This is a genomic window from Wolbachia endosymbiont (group A) of Epagoge grotiana (genome assembly GCF_947251775.1).
Taxonomy (GTDB): domain Bacteria; phylum Pseudomonadota; class Alphaproteobacteria; order Rickettsiales; family Anaplasmataceae; genus Wolbachia; species Wolbachia pipientis.
Genome location: NZ_OX366387.1, coordinates 483009 through 499429, shown reverse-complemented (window position 1 = coordinate 499429; position 16421 = coordinate 483009). Strand labels below are relative to the sequence as shown.

General features: G+C 35.7%; 14 protein-coding genes and 2 pseudogenes. 6 read left to right on the top strand and 10 right to left on the bottom strand.

What is annotated here, in order from left to right; genetic code table 11:
- Window positions 1-9: 9 nt before the first annotated feature.
- From OPR50_RS02360 to OPR50_RS02315, 10 genes and pseudogenes are all read right to left on the bottom strand, one after another.
- Window positions 10-378, bottom strand: coding sequence for a head decoration protein (locus OPR50_RS02360; RefSeq protein WP_265024209.1), 369 nt, complete (start codon window positions 376-378; stop codon window positions 10-12).
- Window positions 371-1444, bottom strand: coding sequence for a S49 family peptidase (locus OPR50_RS02355; protein ID WP_265024208.1), 1074 nt, complete (start codon window positions 1442-1444; stop codon window positions 371-373). Before OPR50_RS02355 ends, OPR50_RS02360 begins: the two co-directional genes overlap by 8 nt.
- Window positions 1441-2868 carry a phage portal protein gene (locus OPR50_RS02350; protein ID WP_262986412.1) on the bottom strand — a complete coding sequence of 476 codons (1428 nt, stop codon included), beginning with the start codon at window positions 2866-2868 and terminating at the stop codon, window positions 1441-1443. The genes OPR50_RS02355 and OPR50_RS02350 overlap by 4 nt, the downstream gene beginning before the upstream one ends.
- The gene (locus OPR50_RS02345) at window positions 2868-3899 is read right to left on the bottom strand and encodes a PDDEXK nuclease domain-containing protein (protein ID WP_012482036.1); all 1032 of its coding nucleotides are present in this window, start codon (window positions 3897-3899) and stop codon (window positions 2868-2870) included. The genes OPR50_RS02350 and OPR50_RS02345 overlap by 1 nt, the downstream gene beginning before the upstream one ends.
- A gap of 26 nt (window positions 3900-3925) precedes the next feature.
- A complete protein-coding gene (locus OPR50_RS02340) occupies window positions 3926-4150 on the bottom strand; it encodes a hypothetical protein (protein ID WP_211908700.1) in 225 nt (74 codons plus the stop codon).
- Window position 4151: 1 nt separating this feature from the next.
- Window positions 4152-5981 (bottom strand): phage terminase large subunit family protein, encoded by a 1830-nt coding sequence (locus OPR50_RS02335; RefSeq protein ID WP_265024320.1) that lies wholly within the window; start codon window positions 5979-5981, stop codon window positions 4152-4154.
- Window positions 5978-7462, bottom strand: a complete 1485-nt coding sequence (locus OPR50_RS02330; RefSeq protein ID WP_265023916.1) for an ankyrin repeat domain-containing protein — start codon at window positions 7460-7462, stop codon at window positions 5978-5980. Before OPR50_RS02330 ends, OPR50_RS02335 begins: the two co-directional genes overlap by 4 nt.
- Window positions 7463-7480: 18 nt before the next feature.
- Window positions 7481-7960, bottom strand: a complete 480-nt coding sequence (locus tag OPR50_RS02325; RefSeq protein ID WP_265023917.1) for a hypothetical protein — start codon at window positions 7958-7960, stop codon at window positions 7481-7483.
- Window positions 7961-7967: 7 nt separating this feature from the next.
- A pseudogene (locus tag OPR50_RS02320) lies at window positions 7968-9177 on the bottom strand (DNA modification methylase).
- Between the two features lie 113 nt (window positions 9178-9290).
- The gene (locus tag OPR50_RS02315; protein WP_265024319.1) at window positions 9291-9740 is read right to left on the bottom strand and encodes a crossover junction endodeoxyribonuclease RuvC; all 450 of its coding nucleotides are present in this window, start codon (window positions 9738-9740) and stop codon (window positions 9291-9293) included.
- A 574-nt stretch (window positions 9741-10314) separates the two neighbouring features.
- Between OPR50_RS02315 and OPR50_RS02310 the strand changes: the two genes are divergently transcribed.
- The 6 genes and pseudogenes from OPR50_RS02310 (at window position 10315) to OPR50_RS02280 (ending at window position 16363) form a co-directional block, all read left to right on the top strand.
- Window positions 10315-10809, top strand: a complete 495-nt coding sequence (locus tag OPR50_RS02310; protein ID WP_265023918.1) for a sigma-70 family RNA polymerase sigma factor — start codon at window positions 10315-10317, stop codon at window positions 10807-10809.
- Window positions 10810-10902: 93 nt separating this feature from the next.
- Window positions 10903-11724, top strand: coding sequence for an ATP-binding protein (locus OPR50_RS02305; protein WP_265023919.1), 822 nt, complete (start codon window positions 10903-10905; stop codon window positions 11722-11724).
- A gap of 11 nt (window positions 11725-11735) precedes the next feature.
- A pseudogene (locus tag OPR50_RS08535) lies at window positions 11736-12523 on the top strand (AAA family ATPase).
- 38 nt (window positions 12524-12561) lie between these two features.
- Window positions 12562-13062, top strand: coding sequence for a hypothetical protein (locus OPR50_RS02290; RefSeq protein ID WP_265023922.1), 501 nt, complete (start codon window positions 12562-12564; stop codon window positions 13060-13062).
- Entirely contained in the window at window positions 13047-14297 is a 1251-nt protein-coding gene (locus OPR50_RS02285; protein WP_265023923.1) for a helicase RepA family protein, read from the top strand. The genes OPR50_RS02290 and OPR50_RS02285 overlap by 16 nt, the downstream gene beginning before the upstream one ends.
- A gap of 17 nt (window positions 14298-14314) precedes the next feature.
- Window positions 14315-16363, top strand: coding sequence for an AAA family ATPase (locus tag OPR50_RS02280; protein ID WP_265024207.1), 2049 nt, complete (start codon window positions 14315-14317; stop codon window positions 16361-16363).
- The last annotated feature ends 58 nt before the right edge of the window (window positions 16364-16421 follow it).

The following is a 16421-nucleotide window of genomic DNA, read 5'->3' as shown; positions in this document are numbered from 1 at the left end:
TAATTTAAGTTACACTCCCTTGCGGACAATGATCCCTCGTCCTTCAAGTTGCTTTATTGCTGCAGCTTTCTGCTCTTCAGTGATATTTGCTGGCCATACAACTGCATGATCTGCTAGCATTGCTATACGTGTAATGATTACTGCTTTGGCATTTTCTGTCGCATTTACATCACTTACTATTGCACCTATTGCTGTTTGTGTGCCATCTGTGGCAGTTGGATTTATTATCCTAATCATGTTGTCTTTATCACGACCAACAACTGTCCCTAGCTTCAGATTTTGACCCTTTGCTACCGTTATTTGGTCTCTTGAATATAGACTTGATGCCTCATACTTTAATAAGTCACCTAGATTATTTTGTTCTGTTATACTACTCATTTTGCTTTTCTCCTTTTGTTATATATTTTAAATGCCTACGACTTTTCGCTACCTGCATCATCAACTCTTCTCCTGAATTCTGTGGTATTGCACTCAGTATCTCTGTCTTTTTCGTTCGCTCTGCAAGTAATTCCATTAAAACCTCCCTTGCTTGCTCAACACTTACGCCCTGCTCAATAAATTCTCCTATTTTCTCTGGCATTCGTGATAAGTTACACAAACGTATTAATTCAACAACTTCAGTACGATACTTAGTTAAATTATTAGTTTTTAGGTCATTTGTAGTTTGTTCATTCATAATAATACTCCTGTTTTGATTAATAGATGAAAGAATTGTAATTCCATCTGCAAGACCTATCTCTACTGCTTTCTCGCCAAAATATAGCCCTGCTTCTGTTGATTTGATTGCTTCTACAGAAAGGTTTCTATTGCGTGCTATTAGCTCAACCAGCATTCCATATAAACGATTCACTTCGCTTTTTAGGTTTTCTAAACTCTCAGAAGTTATTGGCTCATGTGGATTTAAATCATTTTTTCTACTTCCTGCAAATACTGTCGTATATTTTATTCCCTGTTTTTCATCAAACCCACTTTGATCTATATGACTTGCTATTACTCCTATGCTTCCTACTCCTGAAGTTCTACTCACAAATACCTTTTCAGCGCTAGAAGCTATAGCGTACGCAGCAGAATATGCATCATCATTTGCTATCGCTATTATCCTCTTTTTTCCTCTTGATTCATAAATAAAGTCAGCTAGGTCAAATATACCGTTTACCTCTCCTCCGGGGCTATCTATTTCCAGTATAATTGTCTCTATGCTACTATCTGCTAATGCTTGTGTAATTTGTTCTTCTATTTGCTCATATGATGTCATTCCGAGCATTTCATCAAATGCACCAGGTTTTTTAGTTAAAATGCCATGTATCGGTATTATTCCTCTTTCACTATTTCTTACTGCATGTTTTATATTTTTAAAGATAGGCTGCTTTCCTGTTTGTAGTGACAGTAACTCAAAACTCCTTGGTTCTACCATTACACATCTGTTTAGCCATTGTTGTTTCATATCACCTCTTGATTGGCCGTAACGTCAGAATCAAAACTTAAGCCCAGTTCACTTGCACGTCTTTGATCTTCTGCTATTTCTTGGTCAATTTCTTCTACATCATAACCCATTTCTGATACTACTTCCGCTCGACTCTTGAATCCATTTCTTACTGCCATTTGCTGTGCTTGCTGATCTTTTAGCGGATCGACCCAATCAAATCCCTGTGGTATCCATTTTACTTCTTTTTTTGCTCCTTCTTTTCCCTTTGTCCATTCTTCACCTATGTCTAGCTCTCCAGAAAGTAGTGCTAACTCTAACCACCTATCCCATACAGGACGGCAAAACTGAAATACCATTATGTTATGCTGTAACATTGTACATCTCCTACGAAACTCTATTAATCCTGCTCTAATTGATGAATAATTAACACCGGTTAAATCTCCTGTTAGTTGCTCATATGTTATCCCTGTACCAATCGCTATTGCCCTGAGTTGCTGTCTTATAAACGCTTCATAACTTCCTCCAACATCTGACGGTTCTGAAAATTTTATGTCTTCTCCTGGGTCTAAAAGCTGCATTGTTCCTGGCTCTAAACCTGATAGTGCCACTCCTTGCTCATTACTTTCACTTTCTCCCATGATATTTGCTTCTGGATCGAGTCTCGTAATAAATCCAGCAAACATTGCTGCAGTTTTCTTTCTCACCAGCTCTGCATCATCATATTGATCAAGCTCATAAAGCTTCAGCAGTATATTAGAAAGCCAAGGCTCCCCTCTGATTTGCCCAGGTCTTAATGGTCTATAAATATGTAGAACATCATTTGCTGGCACTCTCACTGATTCTCCAAACATACTTTCACCAGGGTGTTCTTTAAATAGGTAGTATGCTTCTCTTTGCCCAAGCCTGTTAAACTCAATCCCGTTTCTTATTACATTACCATTTCCTAAAGTTTGATTTGTTTTATTATCTAAATGTTCAGACTCAAGTACTTGTAGTTGTAATGGTACAGAAAATCTATCTTCCAGCTTTCTCGTTCTTAAACGTACAAAACATTCTCCTCCCTCTATCATACTTCTGCACACTAGAGCTTGTAATCCATAAAAATCACTTACTCCGTTACTGTCTGCTTCATCTGTCCATTTTAGCCATAATTCTTGTACTTTCTTTCGAAATTCTCCATCTCTTGCTTTTGATTGTGGTTTTATTCCTGTTCCAATAGAGTTACTTACTATCGTATCAATTATATTTGCAGCGTAAGGATTTTTTCTCACCATATCACGTGATCTACTACGTAAAGTTTCAAGGCTTTGAGACAGCAAATTGTTTATACTTCCTAACTCTGGTTGAAAGTGAAAAAATCTTCTTCCTGATCCTGCTGCATCCCAGGCTGAGCTTTTGATTTTTGGCTTACTAAATAGTTGTTTGAATGATTTGAGTAGCATTACTTCTCTTTATCTGAAACTTTAGATAACTCAGCTTCTAATTCCTCTATCGTTGGTAAAGCTGTCTTTATATTCTCTGGTAGACTTTCAGTTATTCGATATTCTGCTAGTCCTATTGGTTTTGTCATATCTTTTAGAGTGTATTTTGCTAGTACATCATTTTTAGATTTACATAAAATCAACCCTACAGATGGTTGATCTGTCTCGTGTTTTAGCAAGTCATCTACTGCTGAAAGGTAGAAATTCATTTTACCGGCGTATTCTGGTTTAAACTTATTATCTTTCAATTCAATTACTATAAAACAACGTAATTTTAGATGGTAGAATAATAGATCGACAAAGAAGTCTTCATCACCAACATCTAAATGAAATTGTCTACCTACAAATGCAAAGCCTTCACCAAGTTCTAACAAAAACTTCTCCATATGTCCTACAAGACCTTTTTCTACTTCTCTTTCATGAGCATCCTTTCCTATACTTAAAAAATCAAAAATATATGGATCTTTTAACGTGTAATGCGCTAGATCTGATTGAGGTGAAGGTAACTTCTCTTTAAAATTAGTGATAGCCTTTCCTTGACGTTTATGTAACCCAAGTTCAATCTGCATTACCATGATGTTTCTTGACCAGCCATGTTCTATAGCTTCTTTTATGTAGAATAGCCTCGCTTCTTTGTCCCGAACTAAGTCCATCAGAAATACATTATGTCCCCATGGCAATTGGGCAACAAGTTGTTGCACAAATTCAATATCTTGATATTCCCCTGCAAACTGCCTCATATATTTTAGATTTCTTGTGCTAAAACCTTTCATTTCTGGAAACTCAGCCTTTAAGTCTCTACTTAACTGCTCAATTACTTTGGATCCCCAACCTTGGCTCTTTTGTTTTTCTAGAATCTGTGTTCCAATATAATGATAAAGTAGTAGTAGCTCTTTATTTACTGTTCTTGCTGCTTTATAACGACTAATAGCAATCTGTTCTTTCAGCTGCTCTAAAAATTCTGTATATTCTTTTGCTATAATTTTTGTCATACGGTTCCTTTCAACGATTTTCATCATTATATGATCCCCTTACTCGTTGAAAAAACAATTTTCCTCTTTGGCTTCATGCCCGCAACTTTTAACCCCGCTTTTATTCGTTGCCTGAGCTCCAATAAATCCTTTATTTGAACTTCCCCGTACCGTACAATATGGTCACCATATGCAATTGATACTACTCTCTCTCCATTTTGTAGTTTCTTTATCGCTTCTTCGACTTGAATTAAATATTCTTCGTTATACATTTCACTTCTCATTCAACCATTGGCTTTGCCTTACTTTTTTAGGCTTTTTGCTTTCCATTTTTCCACTCAAACTATTCCATTTACTCTCTGGCCAACGATCGATTCCAAGCGCAATAGATGCAGCTCTCGCATAAATTCGGCAATCTAGCACTTCATTTCTTTCTCTTACCTTTTGCCACTCTTGTTTGGTGTATCCTTTTACTACCTTGCTGACTAATTGCTCTGCCGTTAGCTGCTTAAAATATTCAGGTGCATACTCCGGAAAATGACAATATCCATGTAGAGCTTTTCCCTCTTCTTCTTTCAAAATATTAAGTAATTGAAAAAGCTCTGACTTTAATATCGATACTCCCACTGGCCAGAGCTTTATTCCTCTCTTTAGCTTTTGACCACCAACTGTTATATCTACTCTACTTGGGCTGCTCAGTGGCACTAGGGCTTTATTTACACCTTTGACTGCCATTACTCTTCCAGATCCTTGATGACCTCTTACCCAGTTGTATACTTCTTGCGTTGCATATCCAGCATCTACCGCCATCATGCTTATCATATATTCAAGCCCATTTTCACCGATAAAATGATGACTCAGAAGCTCCGAAAGCTTTCCCCATACTTCTCTACTTCCAGTATCTCCTTCAAATACTCGGTAGTCTATTGACCAACTTTCACGGCTTTTTCCCCATGCTACAACTTCTACTTCTAAACGATCTTTTTGGACATCAACACCTGCTGTGAGAACTACTTCGCCTTTTGGTACTGTGCCAATCTGAAAAAATTCTCTCCTGTTAAATAATTGCTTCCAATCAGGTACTTCTCCTTTATCTACCCAAGTTTCTCCAAGCGTAGTATTTATCCAAACTTTCAGTAATTGTTCACTTTCCTTTGCATGCAGAAAATCCTCTACTGCTTGTTGCCAACTATACCACCCAACTGGGCTATAAAGACTTGAAAGATGAAATCCTTTTTTCTCCCCTTCTTTTGCCCCTGTAGCTCTCCATTCTCCACGGTCTAGCATCTCTGTCTTTTGATGATTTTCTATCTTTTCACCACATTCTATACACATATAGTGTGCTGTATTTGGATTTTTATCTTCCCATTTTATTTGTGACCACTTTAAAATTTGGTAATAATTACAATGCGGACATGGTACAAAAAAATATCTCTTGTCTGTAGCTTCAAATTCCTTCTCAATTCTGCTTATTCCATGAATCGTTGGCGTTGATACTAAAAAAATCTTTCGCCGTGCAAATGTATTAGTACGGGCTATGCTGAGTAAAACTGGATCTCCTTCACCTCCCGAATCTCCTGGATAGGCATCTATTTCATCAAGAAAGAGGTATTTTACTGGCATAGATCTTAGTCCTACACTGCTATTTGCTCCGGTTATTACTACTATTCCACCTGGAAATTCCTTACTTTGTACAGTATTCCCTGAATCTCTTGATCTTGGGTCTTTTACTTTACTTTTTAAACATGGTGTACTTTCAATCAGTGGCGCAAATCTTCCTTTTGACCAACGTTTTCCCATTTCAACTGTTGGCTGTACTACTAGCATTGGACCTGGTGTTTGATCTATGATATAGCCAATCCAATTATTTCCTGCTTCTGTTCCTCCAATCTGCGCTCCTTTCATGAATACTATTTTTTCAGCCGGTGAAGAAGGAGAAAGTGAATCCATTATTTCTTTTAAATAAGGAGTTCTTTCTGTTCTCCATTTCCCTGGCTCTGATGCTGCAGTTGGTGCTAGAACTCGATACTCATTTGCCCACTCTGATACTTTAAGCTCTGGATCTGGTCTTAAACCTTCAGAAAAAGCTCTAGCGTATATCATTGTCTGCATCTACTCATAATTGACTCTATCTCAACATCATTAACAGTAGAACTACACTCTTCCAGTTCCATAAACATCTTTTTCTGAAATTCCTTTTCTATGTATCTTTTGCTCATCTCACTTATCATTATTGCTATAATAAGCGCAAGTATTCCTGTTGTTGTTGCAAAAATGATTGTACTGCTTATTGTTGTTGCTGTTAAACCTATATATGCTGCCATTGCTACTGCGCTAACTGTAATACAGATGCAGATAATATTATTATGTTTTTTCATCCTTTTATCTGCTATTTCTCTCTGTGCTATATATTTATTATGAAGGGTTGGAAAATTAACAACGGTATCTCTGCAGAGTAACGCTCCATTTTTTTCAGTAAATAAAACTTTAAGTAACTCTAAATTATTTGACTTGATTGCTAAGTGCAAAACAGGTGTATAGTTTGCTCCTTTTTTCAGTAGTAATTTTACTACATGTAAATGTCCTTTTTCTGCAGCAAGGTAAATAGGTGATAAACCTTTATTATTTACAATATCAATATCAATTTCTTCCTTTAAGATTGCATCTACAATCTCAATTTCTCCTCTTTGTGCAGCTAAATGGAGTAGACTATTCTTTTCAGAACCATACTTATTGCTCATCAAAGTCTTCTTTATCTCAGGTTTAGCGTAATCAAATGGTGTTTTACCGCTATCGTCTTTTACCAGAGGGTCTATATCTTCTCGCGTTAGTAAAACTTCTATTGTTTTTAGTCTTTCAGCATAATGTAGTGGTGTTTTATTTTCGTAGTCTTGCAAATTTACTTGAGCATTAGGCTCCTTTATTAAGGATTTGAGGATATCAAGACATAAGTCTCTTTCATCGTAATTAGTATTACTTACAGCTATATGAACAGGTGATAATTTCATCGAGTTTTGTCCTACACGTGCGCTATTTACATCTGCTCCTAGCTTTAGCAGTAACTTTACTATCTCCAACTTTTTGTTATTAACTGCATAGTGCATCGGTGTCTGATTTCGTGCATCAAAAACCTCGATTTCAGCTTTTCCTTCTCTTATCAAAATCTTTACAACTTCTGCATGTCCTATTCCTGCTGCTAGATGTAATGGCGTATGATGCAAAGCATTTCGTACATTAACGTCAATACCTTTTCCTATCAAATATCTAACTGCATTAACTTCACCTATCATTGCAGCTAAATGAAGTAAGCTATCTTGTTCTGACCCGTACTTGTTATTAATTAGCGCTTGTAATATTTCTGCTTTTTTCCCTTCTTTGGCGTAATCAAGAGATGTTTTACCATCATTATCTTCTACAAAAGGATTAATGTTCTTTTTCGTGAGTAACAGATCTACCATACTTAATTCATCAAACTCTATAGCGCAATGTAGTGGGGTTTTTCCGTTTGATCCTCTAATGTTTATATCTACCCCTGGTTGATTAATGAGGCACTTTATTAACTCCAAACTTAGGTTATCAGCCATTTTATATTCAAAATCTTTTTACATTTGAAATTTAGTGTTAGATAATTCTTCAAGTGAGTTTGTAATTTCCTCAGTCAATGTTCCATGAATCTTTTCAGTGTCACTCAGTGATGCAAGCAGCGCTGAAACTCTATTTGGAATATTAAGCAAATTATTACGGACAACTCTTGCTACATTAAATGCTTCGCGCTTTACTTCCTCTACTGCTACAAGTTCACCAATCTCAGCTTTTGCCTTTGCCTCAAGCAGTTTACCTCGTTCCATTTCATTTTTTATTCTAGTTTTTAGCAACATCGTGGAAAGATTACTTGTATTTTCTGGATTTTTCCTCCTCAGTGGCTGACTTGGATCTCTTATTGCCGCTACTGCTTCATTTGCTTGTTCTCGGTCGATCAAACCATCCTCCAACTTAACTATTCCTTTTTTTACTAAATAACAGACATATTGCTTTGAAAATCCTTGTTCTTTTGCCCATTCTGTTTGCGTTATCTTTTCCACTTTTTTCTTACTGTTTTTCTTCTTGAATTTGTGAAAAGGTTTTACCAGTACCGGCTAAAATTGCCTCCCTACCTGTGTATACTTGCCAACGTTTTATCGTTACATCTACAAATTTTGAATCTAGCTCTATTGTTCTGCAAATTCTTCCTGTTCTCTCACATGCAATCAGTGTGCTGCCAGAACCGCTAAATGGATCAAGTACTATGTCTCCTGATCTGCTGCTGTTTACTATTGCTCTCTCCATTAGCTCTACTGGCTTCATCGTTGGATGTAATGAGTTATGTGTTGGCTTATCATAAAACCACAGATCACTTTGATTTCTACCTCCATGCCACTCACGTTTATTGCCGCTTTTCCATCCATAGAGCATTGCTTCGTATTGTCTTTGATAATCAGACCTGCCTAGCGTAAAATGATTCTTTGCCCAAATGATAAATGTTGACCATTTTCCTCCTGCCTCCTCAAATACTTTTTGCAACGTTGAAAACTCTGATGATGATATGCAGATGTAAATTGCACCTTTCGTATATGCTAAAATGTGGGAACAGATATCGTAGAGAAAAAGTTCGTACTTTTCACCTTGATTATCGTTTAATATTTTTTTATCTTGGCTACCACCATAATCAACGTTATATGGAGGATCACAAACAGTAATGTCTGCCATTTTATCATCTAACAGCGCTTTATATGATTCAACTACAGAGCTATCACCACAATAGATTCGATGATCACCTAAAATCCAAAGATCACCTGGTTTTGTTATTTCTACCCTTTTTTCATCACCAACCAAGTCAGAAAAATCTTCTTTTTCACTATCTAAATCATCAAGGAAATGTTGAACTTTTTCTAATTCAAATCCTGTCATTTTAAGGTCAAACTGCAAATCTTCTAATTCTTGAATTTCCACCTTCAAAAGATCATCGTCCCACTTCGCCCAGTTAGCTGATTGATTTGCCAGTAACCGAAAATTTAGTTTGTGGTTCATTTAAATTATCACTTAAGACCACTGGAATACTCTCCATACCAAGTTTTCTTGCTGCTTTAAGTCTTAAATGACCATCAACCACAGTTCCATCGCTTTTTGCAACTATTGGTATACGAAAGCCAAATTCCCTGATTGAAGCACACATTCTATTTACTACATCATCATTTTTACGAGGATTACGCTTATATTCGACGAGGTTTTCAACAGGATAGTAGTGGATTGCTAAATTCATATAATTTAAATCCTTAATAATTAAAAAGTTAATATTCAAAATATCTCTGACGCTAAAGAAGGCCTGGGGTTGAACCCACCAAATCCGCCATTCTGGCTGAAAGGACCCACTTTTTATGGATTTTTCGTCTTATTAATATCTTTACTAATATAGAACATTAATGCCAAAGCATCGGCCTCATTATCATCTCTAGGTGAAAAACTTTTTTCACGTATCGCTTCAATAACTTCACTCTTACTTGCATTGCCTTTGCCTGCTATAAAGCGTTTTATAGTTTTAACATTAACACCTTGGTAGGGAATATTGTTCTCTTCACACCAAGCAGACAGCACTGCAAGAAACCCACCGTAGCAATGGGCTGCATCAGTTCCTAAATGTCTTCTCACCTCCTCAAAGTACACTGCAGAAATGTCTTTCAAAGAATTGAGCCAATTGCAAAAGTTTAAGAAACACATTCCACCTCCACTGAAACGGCTACCATGAAAGCTTTTGCTTCCACTTTCAATTACTCCATCTGTAAGAATTGCCCAGCCGGTTTGCTTGCCGAGATCTAGCGTTAAGATTGACGTACAAAAACTCCTTTGTGTAATTAAAGTTCAATGCCCTGTATAATATATATGTACGATGACTCGCAAATTCGTCCGCAATTTTGAAAAAAAATTAAAAAAAATTTCATATCCTGCCATTTGAGTTTTTACTTATCTTAATAACTATTTTACATAACTTATATTACGCCAATATTTATATTATTATATATTATATTTTACCTGTATTTAAATATATATATAATATATATAAGACTTCAGTAATCCGTAAATCCTCTTCACTGGCCGATTTTAGCCACTTAACTTTAGAAACGGCTTTTAGGAATAGAACATAAAAAAGACAATATTATCAATAACTTAACGATTACTGCTTTCTGAAATACTAATTAGTAATTCAGAAATTAGGTACGAAATTGGTAGTTTTTTACCTATGAAAAAGTAGCTTCAGTAGTGTATCAAAACGTTTAAATCTTATTTTAATTTTTAAAGATTTTATTCTTTTAGATAAAAAAATTATTACTACTTTTTTATAATAAATTAGTCATATAAGGTCTTGGTAAAAATCTCTATTCATGAAACTTTTGGAGTTTTTATGAAGAATTCTTATCAAGGAATCGATTCTACAATTGTTAAACATGTAAGATTTCAAGCTTCACGTCTTAAATCTAAAAGCTGTTTTATTAACGAAAGTCTCGAAGATATAGAGCAGGAGCTTTTTTGTCAGGTTTGGCAATATCTTAACCAGCACGATGAGAAAAGAAGTAGTTTTAGTACTTTCGTTGCTAGATTAGCTAATTATTGTGCTCGCAATATGTTACGCAATCAGTTGTGTCTAAAACGTAATATAATTTTTGATGATATAAACGACAATATTCCAGATCATAGGAACTCGGAAATCGAAGCGATAATTCGCACTGATATAAATAATATAATTTCAACTTTATCTGAAAAAGATAGTAATTTATGTCAATTACTTAAGGTATTTACTATTACTGAAGTTTCTGTAATAACCAAAATACCAAAGACAACTATCTATCGCACACTAGAACGAATACGCGATAAATTCTCAGTTTTAGAGAAGTTATAAGCTCTTGATTATATTTGCTCAAATTTTTTTTTTGCAAATTGCGGACGAATTGCCTAGGTCATCGTACATATATATTTAGGTACTGGGAGAAAAATGAAAATAATGAACAGCAATGAACGGCTAAAAGTTCAAACAGGTATAAAAATGGTCATCTTTGGTCCTTATGGTATAGGTAAAACTAGTCTCTTAAAGACCATAAATGAACCAACACTTTGTCTTGATTTTGAGGCAGGTTTACTTGCTGTTCAAGATTGGCAAGGGGATTCTGTAAGTATTCGTACTTGGAATGAGGCAAGAGATATTGCATGTCTCATAGGTGGTCCTAATCCTGCGTTAAAATCTGACTCAGCATATAGCCAAAGACACTATGAGCATGTATCCAGTAAATACAGAGAGCTTGCTTCGGAGTTTCTCAAGTATCGCTGTATTTTTATCGATAGTATTACAGTAGCCTCGCGTTTATGTCTATTATGGGCAAAAATGCAACCTGAAGCCTTTTCTGAAAGATCAGGAAAACAAGATATGAGAGCTGCTTACGGGTTACTTGCTCAAGAAATGATGGCTTGGCTCAATCAGTTTCAACATATTCCAAATAAAGACATCATTACAGTTGGAACTCTTGGGCAATACCTTGATGATTTCAATCGCTCGACTTGGCTACCTCAGTGTGAAGGTGCTAAAACCGCAAGTGAAATTCCTGGGATAGTTGACGAAGTAATCAGTATGGTTGGAATCAAGAAAGATGATGGTACAGAAATTCGTTCATTTGTCTGTCAGACGATTAATTCTTGGGGATATCCTGCTAAAGATCGAAGTGGTTGCCTTAATATGGTTGAAGAACCGCATCTAGGAAAACTTCTTACAAAAATTAAAACTAAAGCTTTTGCAATTCAACCTGTCACGCCCAACATATAGGAGGTTATTATATGCTACAAAACTTTTTAACTATTGGTCAAAAAATTCCTTTTTTCAGTGTGAAAGAATACTTGGACGATCGATCGCCAATACCAGAGGATATAATCTCACCAAGAATTTTAACAAAAAGAGGCTTATTGATACTGGGTGGCCCACCTAAAATCGGCAAAAGCGACTTTTTGATTTCATGGCTCGTCCATATGGCTGCAGGTGTTTCTTTTCTTGGTATGGATTCAAATAGACCTTTGAAAATTTTCTACATGCAAACTGAAATTGAATATGAATATATGAAAGAACGGTTGCAACAACTTGATAATGAACTTTTGAATGTAGCTGCTAACAACTTAATCATTACGCCAAAAGTGCACTATCATTTAATCATGATGAAATAAGTGAAATTAAGGAAATTGTGAATGAACGCTTTAAACCTGATGTTTTGGCCATAGATCCATTGCGTAACATCTTTAGCAGCGAGTATGGCAATGAAAATGATAATAGTGCTATGCTGTTCTTTCTGCAAAAGACTCTTGAGAAGTTACGCAGTGCTGTCAATCCAGATGCTTGTATTGTACTTACTCATCATACAAAAAAATTATCAAAAAAGATGCTCGAAGAAGATCCATTTCAAGGCCTAAGTGGTGCTGGATCTTTACGTGGATTTTACAGTACTGGTATGGTGATGTTTGCTCATGATGAAGAAAGCAGTGTACGCCAGATAGTATTTGAGCTTCGTAATGGTGAACGCGTGCCAAACAAACTTGTCGATAAGATAAATGGTCATTGGCAGCTAATGGAATAGCTAATTTTTCACTTTAAAATCAACTTATAGGAGAGCGTATGCTACAAGATTTTTTAACTGATTTTAATAACGCAAAACTGCAAAGCAGTTTAATACCGAAAGGTACAATAGTCAAGGTAAAAATGGCAATAAAGCCTGGAGGTTATGAAAATTGGTTCACTAAAAACTACACTACTGGCAGTATCTATTTAAATGCAGAATTTACCGTCACTGAAGGCCCATATGCAAAACGCAAGATTTTTCAGATTATAGGTATCAAAAATGGCAAAGCAGAAGGTGAAGAAGACATCTGGGGAGAATCTGGACGTTCTATGCTGCGTAGTATTTTGGAATCATCCAGAAATATTCATGCAAATGACACTTCAGAGAAAGCAGTTACTGCTAGAAGAATCAACTCTATAGCTGATTTCAACGATTTAGAGTTTACAGCAAAAGTAGGCGTTGAAACTAATAATACGTACGGAGATAGGAATAGGATTACTACAGTTATTACTCCAGAATTACAAAAAAGTTTTCAAGATGATTGGTTGCCATTTTGAAGTACGACGAAGGAAAGTTGTGGGCTGCTGTTATTACTAGAGCTATTCAGGATGCAGCAGGAAAAAACCCTAAACTTAAAAAAGAGGCTTGTCAATGGATTCGCTCACGATCTTTTGAAACTGTTTGTGAGCTGGCTAATCTTGACTGTAAACGTCTAAAAAATATGTTGAACAAATTTGGAATAAACAAGGAGAATTTTATGGATTTTTCATCTAAAAATGCTTTGAAAATAAAATCATTATTAATTAATAACATCAAAGATTGTTTATCTTATTTGTTGCCTGATGGCAAATCTTACCAAGATAAATTCTATATTGGCAGTAGAAATGGAAGTAAGATAATAGTTGAAATGGAAGGAGAAAATGCAGGAAATTGGTACAACCTGATCGAAGAAAAGAAAGGAAATATAATATACCTTTGGACTTTAGTTAAAGGTAATATAGATTCTGCTGAGACATGGTTGAACGGTAAAGATGAAAGAAGTTCCGTACTGCAAGAAAAACAAAACTCGGAAAAAGCATTTTCTGTAAACCATTACTTAAACGACAAATCACCAATGCCACAAGATATAATAGGCCCAAGAATTTTGACACCAGGTGGTCTTTTGGTCATAGGTGGTACTCCAAAGATTGGCAAAAGTCATTTTCTTCTTTCTCTATTGGTACATCTGGCAGCAGGAAGATCATTTCTTGGCATGAAACCTACAAGACCGCTAAAAATATTCTATCTACAAAATGAAATGGAATATGACTATATTAGAGAACGTATACAACAACTCAACAAACTTCCTCATTTAGCAACAGAAAACTTAATTGTGACGAACAAGATGAATTTGACTTTAAATGAAGAAGGTATAGAAAAAATAAAAAATATGGTAGAGGAAAAGTTTGATTTAGTTGTGATTGATTCTCCTTATAATTACGTTAACTATGGTCTGCAGCATGCAATAGAAAAACTACGTTCCAAGATTAATCCTATGGCTGGAATAATCATCACAAATCACACCAAAAAAGTATCTACCTCTATATTGGAAAAGAATCCATTTCAAGCTCTCGTTGGTGCTAACGCTTTAAGAAGTTTTTATACATCTGGAATAGTAATATTTCAACCCAATAAACGTACAAATATCTTGCAAGTAGTATATGAACTTAGAAACGGTAGATCTATACCAACAAAATTCATCAACAAGATTAATGGATGTTGGAAAACTGCTAATGTTATAGCTAGAGCATAAAAATTCTTCAGGTAGGTATGGATATTTATTGTTCACAAAGAAATGGACATTATAAATTATTAGGGAAGAAAGAACAATTAAGAACTCAACTCCTATCAAATATAAGGTCATGTCTTTCTTATTTACTGCCAAGAGGAACTTTTCGTGGTGATAAGTTCTATGTAGGTGATCTACAAGGCAATAAAGGACAAAGTATGATAGTGGAGTTAACTGGCAGTAAAGCCGGATTATGGCATGATTTTTCTACCGAAGAAGGAGGAGATATTTTTGATCTTTGGGCTGCTGTTACTGGAAAAAATCAATTTACTGATACGATAGAAGATATTGCTAAGTGGATTGGTTATTCGGAAAAAAATAACACTCTGGGGCAACCAACGGCATCATGGAACTATTACGATGAAAGTGATCAAGTGATTGTTACAGTTTATCGTTATAACACTGATTCAGGAAAAAGATATCTTCCTTTTGATGTAAAAAGGTCTAGTTTTACTCTACCAGAGACCAGGCCTTTATATAATATTCCAGGTATCGTGAAATCTGATAAGGTGATTTTAGTTGAAGGTGAAAAGTTTGCAGATGCTCTGATAGAGCAAGGTATGACTGCCACAACTGCAATGTTAGGAGCAAATGCACCAATAGAAAAAACAGACTGGTCACCACTTAAGGGCAAGCATGTTATTATTTGGCCAGACAATGATGAACCAGGTAAACAATATGCTGAGAAAGTTGTGAAAAAGCTTACTTTTCTTGGTGTTTTATCACTTACTCTTCTTGAAATACCGGAGAATAAACCAAAGGGATGGGATGCAGCAGATAGCGTACAAACAAATATAGATATTTCTGAATTCATTGAAAGTAACTCGAGAAAAGTAATTGTTAAGCAATTGCTTAATATTCAAGAATGGAGCGTAGAACGTTTTATAGGTCCAGTACCAGAGCAAAAGTTTCTTGTTGAAGGGTTATTTCCTTTAGGAGTGACATCTATTCTAGCTGCAATGGGAGATACTGGTAAAGGTATGCTTCTGCTTGATTTAGCACTGAAAGTTGCGAGTAGAAAAGATCAGCCATGTGGTTTTGGTCCTTTAGTTACTGAACATGGATCTGTTGTAATTTTCTCAGCAGAAGATGATATGAGTGAAATACATCGTCGTTTAGAGCGTCTTGATTCGCAATGCGAAAGATTAAAATATAAAGATAGGCTCTTTATTGTACCATTACCCAATGTTAGTGGATCACTTACGATAATAAAGAGTATTTCGAGTAAAATTATAGAGATTTCTCCTGAATTTGAATCTATAACAAAACAACTTCATAAGATAAAAGACTTAAAATTAATCGTATTTGATCCACTTGCTTCATTTGTGCACGCTGACTTAAATACTGACCCAGCCGTAGGCGATTATTTGATGTCTTTATTATCTGATTTAGCAGGTAGCACTGGAGCATCAATAATTACTGCCCACCATATGAGAAAGCCAAAAAGTGAAAAACCTATATCGACTGTTGAGCAAGCACGAGATGCCATTAGAGGTACATCTGCTCTTGTTAATGGTGTTAGGTGTTCATACGCTTTTTGGTCTGTGGAAGATGCAGCTAAACCGACAATTTTTAAATCAATAGGAGAATCTGTAAGACAGAACGCATTATTTTATGGAGCAATTGTTAAAGCAAACGGTTTGGCTGATCGCACTTTACGCACTTATTTAAGAAATGAAGAAACAGGATTGTTAGAAGACATAACTGAAAGATTAAAAATAAAAAATATGAACGAAAAAGATTCAAAGCAGCATCTTATAACTGCAATTACACGAGCAGCAATTTCTGGACATCCATTTACCCATACAGGAAGTACAGGAGTGTATAAACAGCGGCATAGACTACCTGAGGAGTTTCACAGTATAGGGAGAGATAGAATGGAGCGTATAGTTCAAGAGCTGTTACAAGCACGGAAGCTGGTTAAGGGAATGGCTACTGGTTCAAAAGAAGATAAATGGCTTGACATTCCTAGCGGACCATTTGCTCGTGGTGTTGGAAAATTTAGCTGTGGAGCTGAGCTATTCTCCTAAAAATTTTTTCTGATATAAAAAAAATATTTTGATTTTTGCGGACGAATTTTGAAGTCAT

Bases quoted from the DNA above. Each gene is read 5' to 3' on its own strand.
- OPR50_RS02340 (WP_211908700.1), bottom strand. From the start codon at position 4,150: ATGTATAACGAAGAATATTTAATTCAAGTCGAAGAAGCGATAAAGAAA.
- OPR50_RS02310 (WP_265023918.1), top strand. From the start codon at position 10,315: ATGAAGAATTCTTATCAAGGAATCGATTCTACAATTGTTAAACATGTA.
- OPR50_RS02330 (WP_265023916.1), bottom strand. From the start codon at position 7,462: ATGGCTGATAACCTAAGTTTGGAGTTAATAAAGTGCCTCATTAATCAA.
- OPR50_RS02360 (WP_265024209.1), bottom strand. From the start codon at position 378: ATGAGTAGTATAACAGAACAAAATAATCTAGGTGACTTATTAAAGTAT.
- OPR50_RS02305 (WP_265023919.1), top strand. From the start codon at position 10,903: ATGAAAATAATGAACAGCAATGAACGGCTAAAAGTTCAAACAGGTATA.
- OPR50_RS02345 (WP_012482036.1), bottom strand. From the start codon at position 3,899: ATGACAAAAATTATAGCAAAAGAATATACAGAATTTTTAGAGCAGCTG.
- OPR50_RS02335 (WP_265024320.1), bottom strand. From the start codon at position 5,981: ATGATATACGCTAGAGCTTTTTCTGAAGGTTTAAGACCAGATCCAGAG.
- OPR50_RS02355 (WP_265024208.1), bottom strand. From the start codon at position 1,444: ATGAAACAACAATGGCTAAACAGATGTGTAATGGTAGAACCAAGGAGT.
- OPR50_RS02290 (WP_265023922.1), top strand. From the start codon at position 12,562: ATGCTACAAGATTTTTTAACTGATTTTAATAACGCAAAACTGCAAAGC.
- OPR50_RS02280 (WP_265024207.1), top strand. From the start codon at position 14,315: ATGGATATTTATTGTTCACAAAGAAATGGACATTATAAATTATTAGGG.
- OPR50_RS02350 (WP_262986412.1), bottom strand. From the start codon at position 2,868: ATGCTACTCAAATCATTCAAACAACTATTTAGTAAGCCAAAAATCAAA.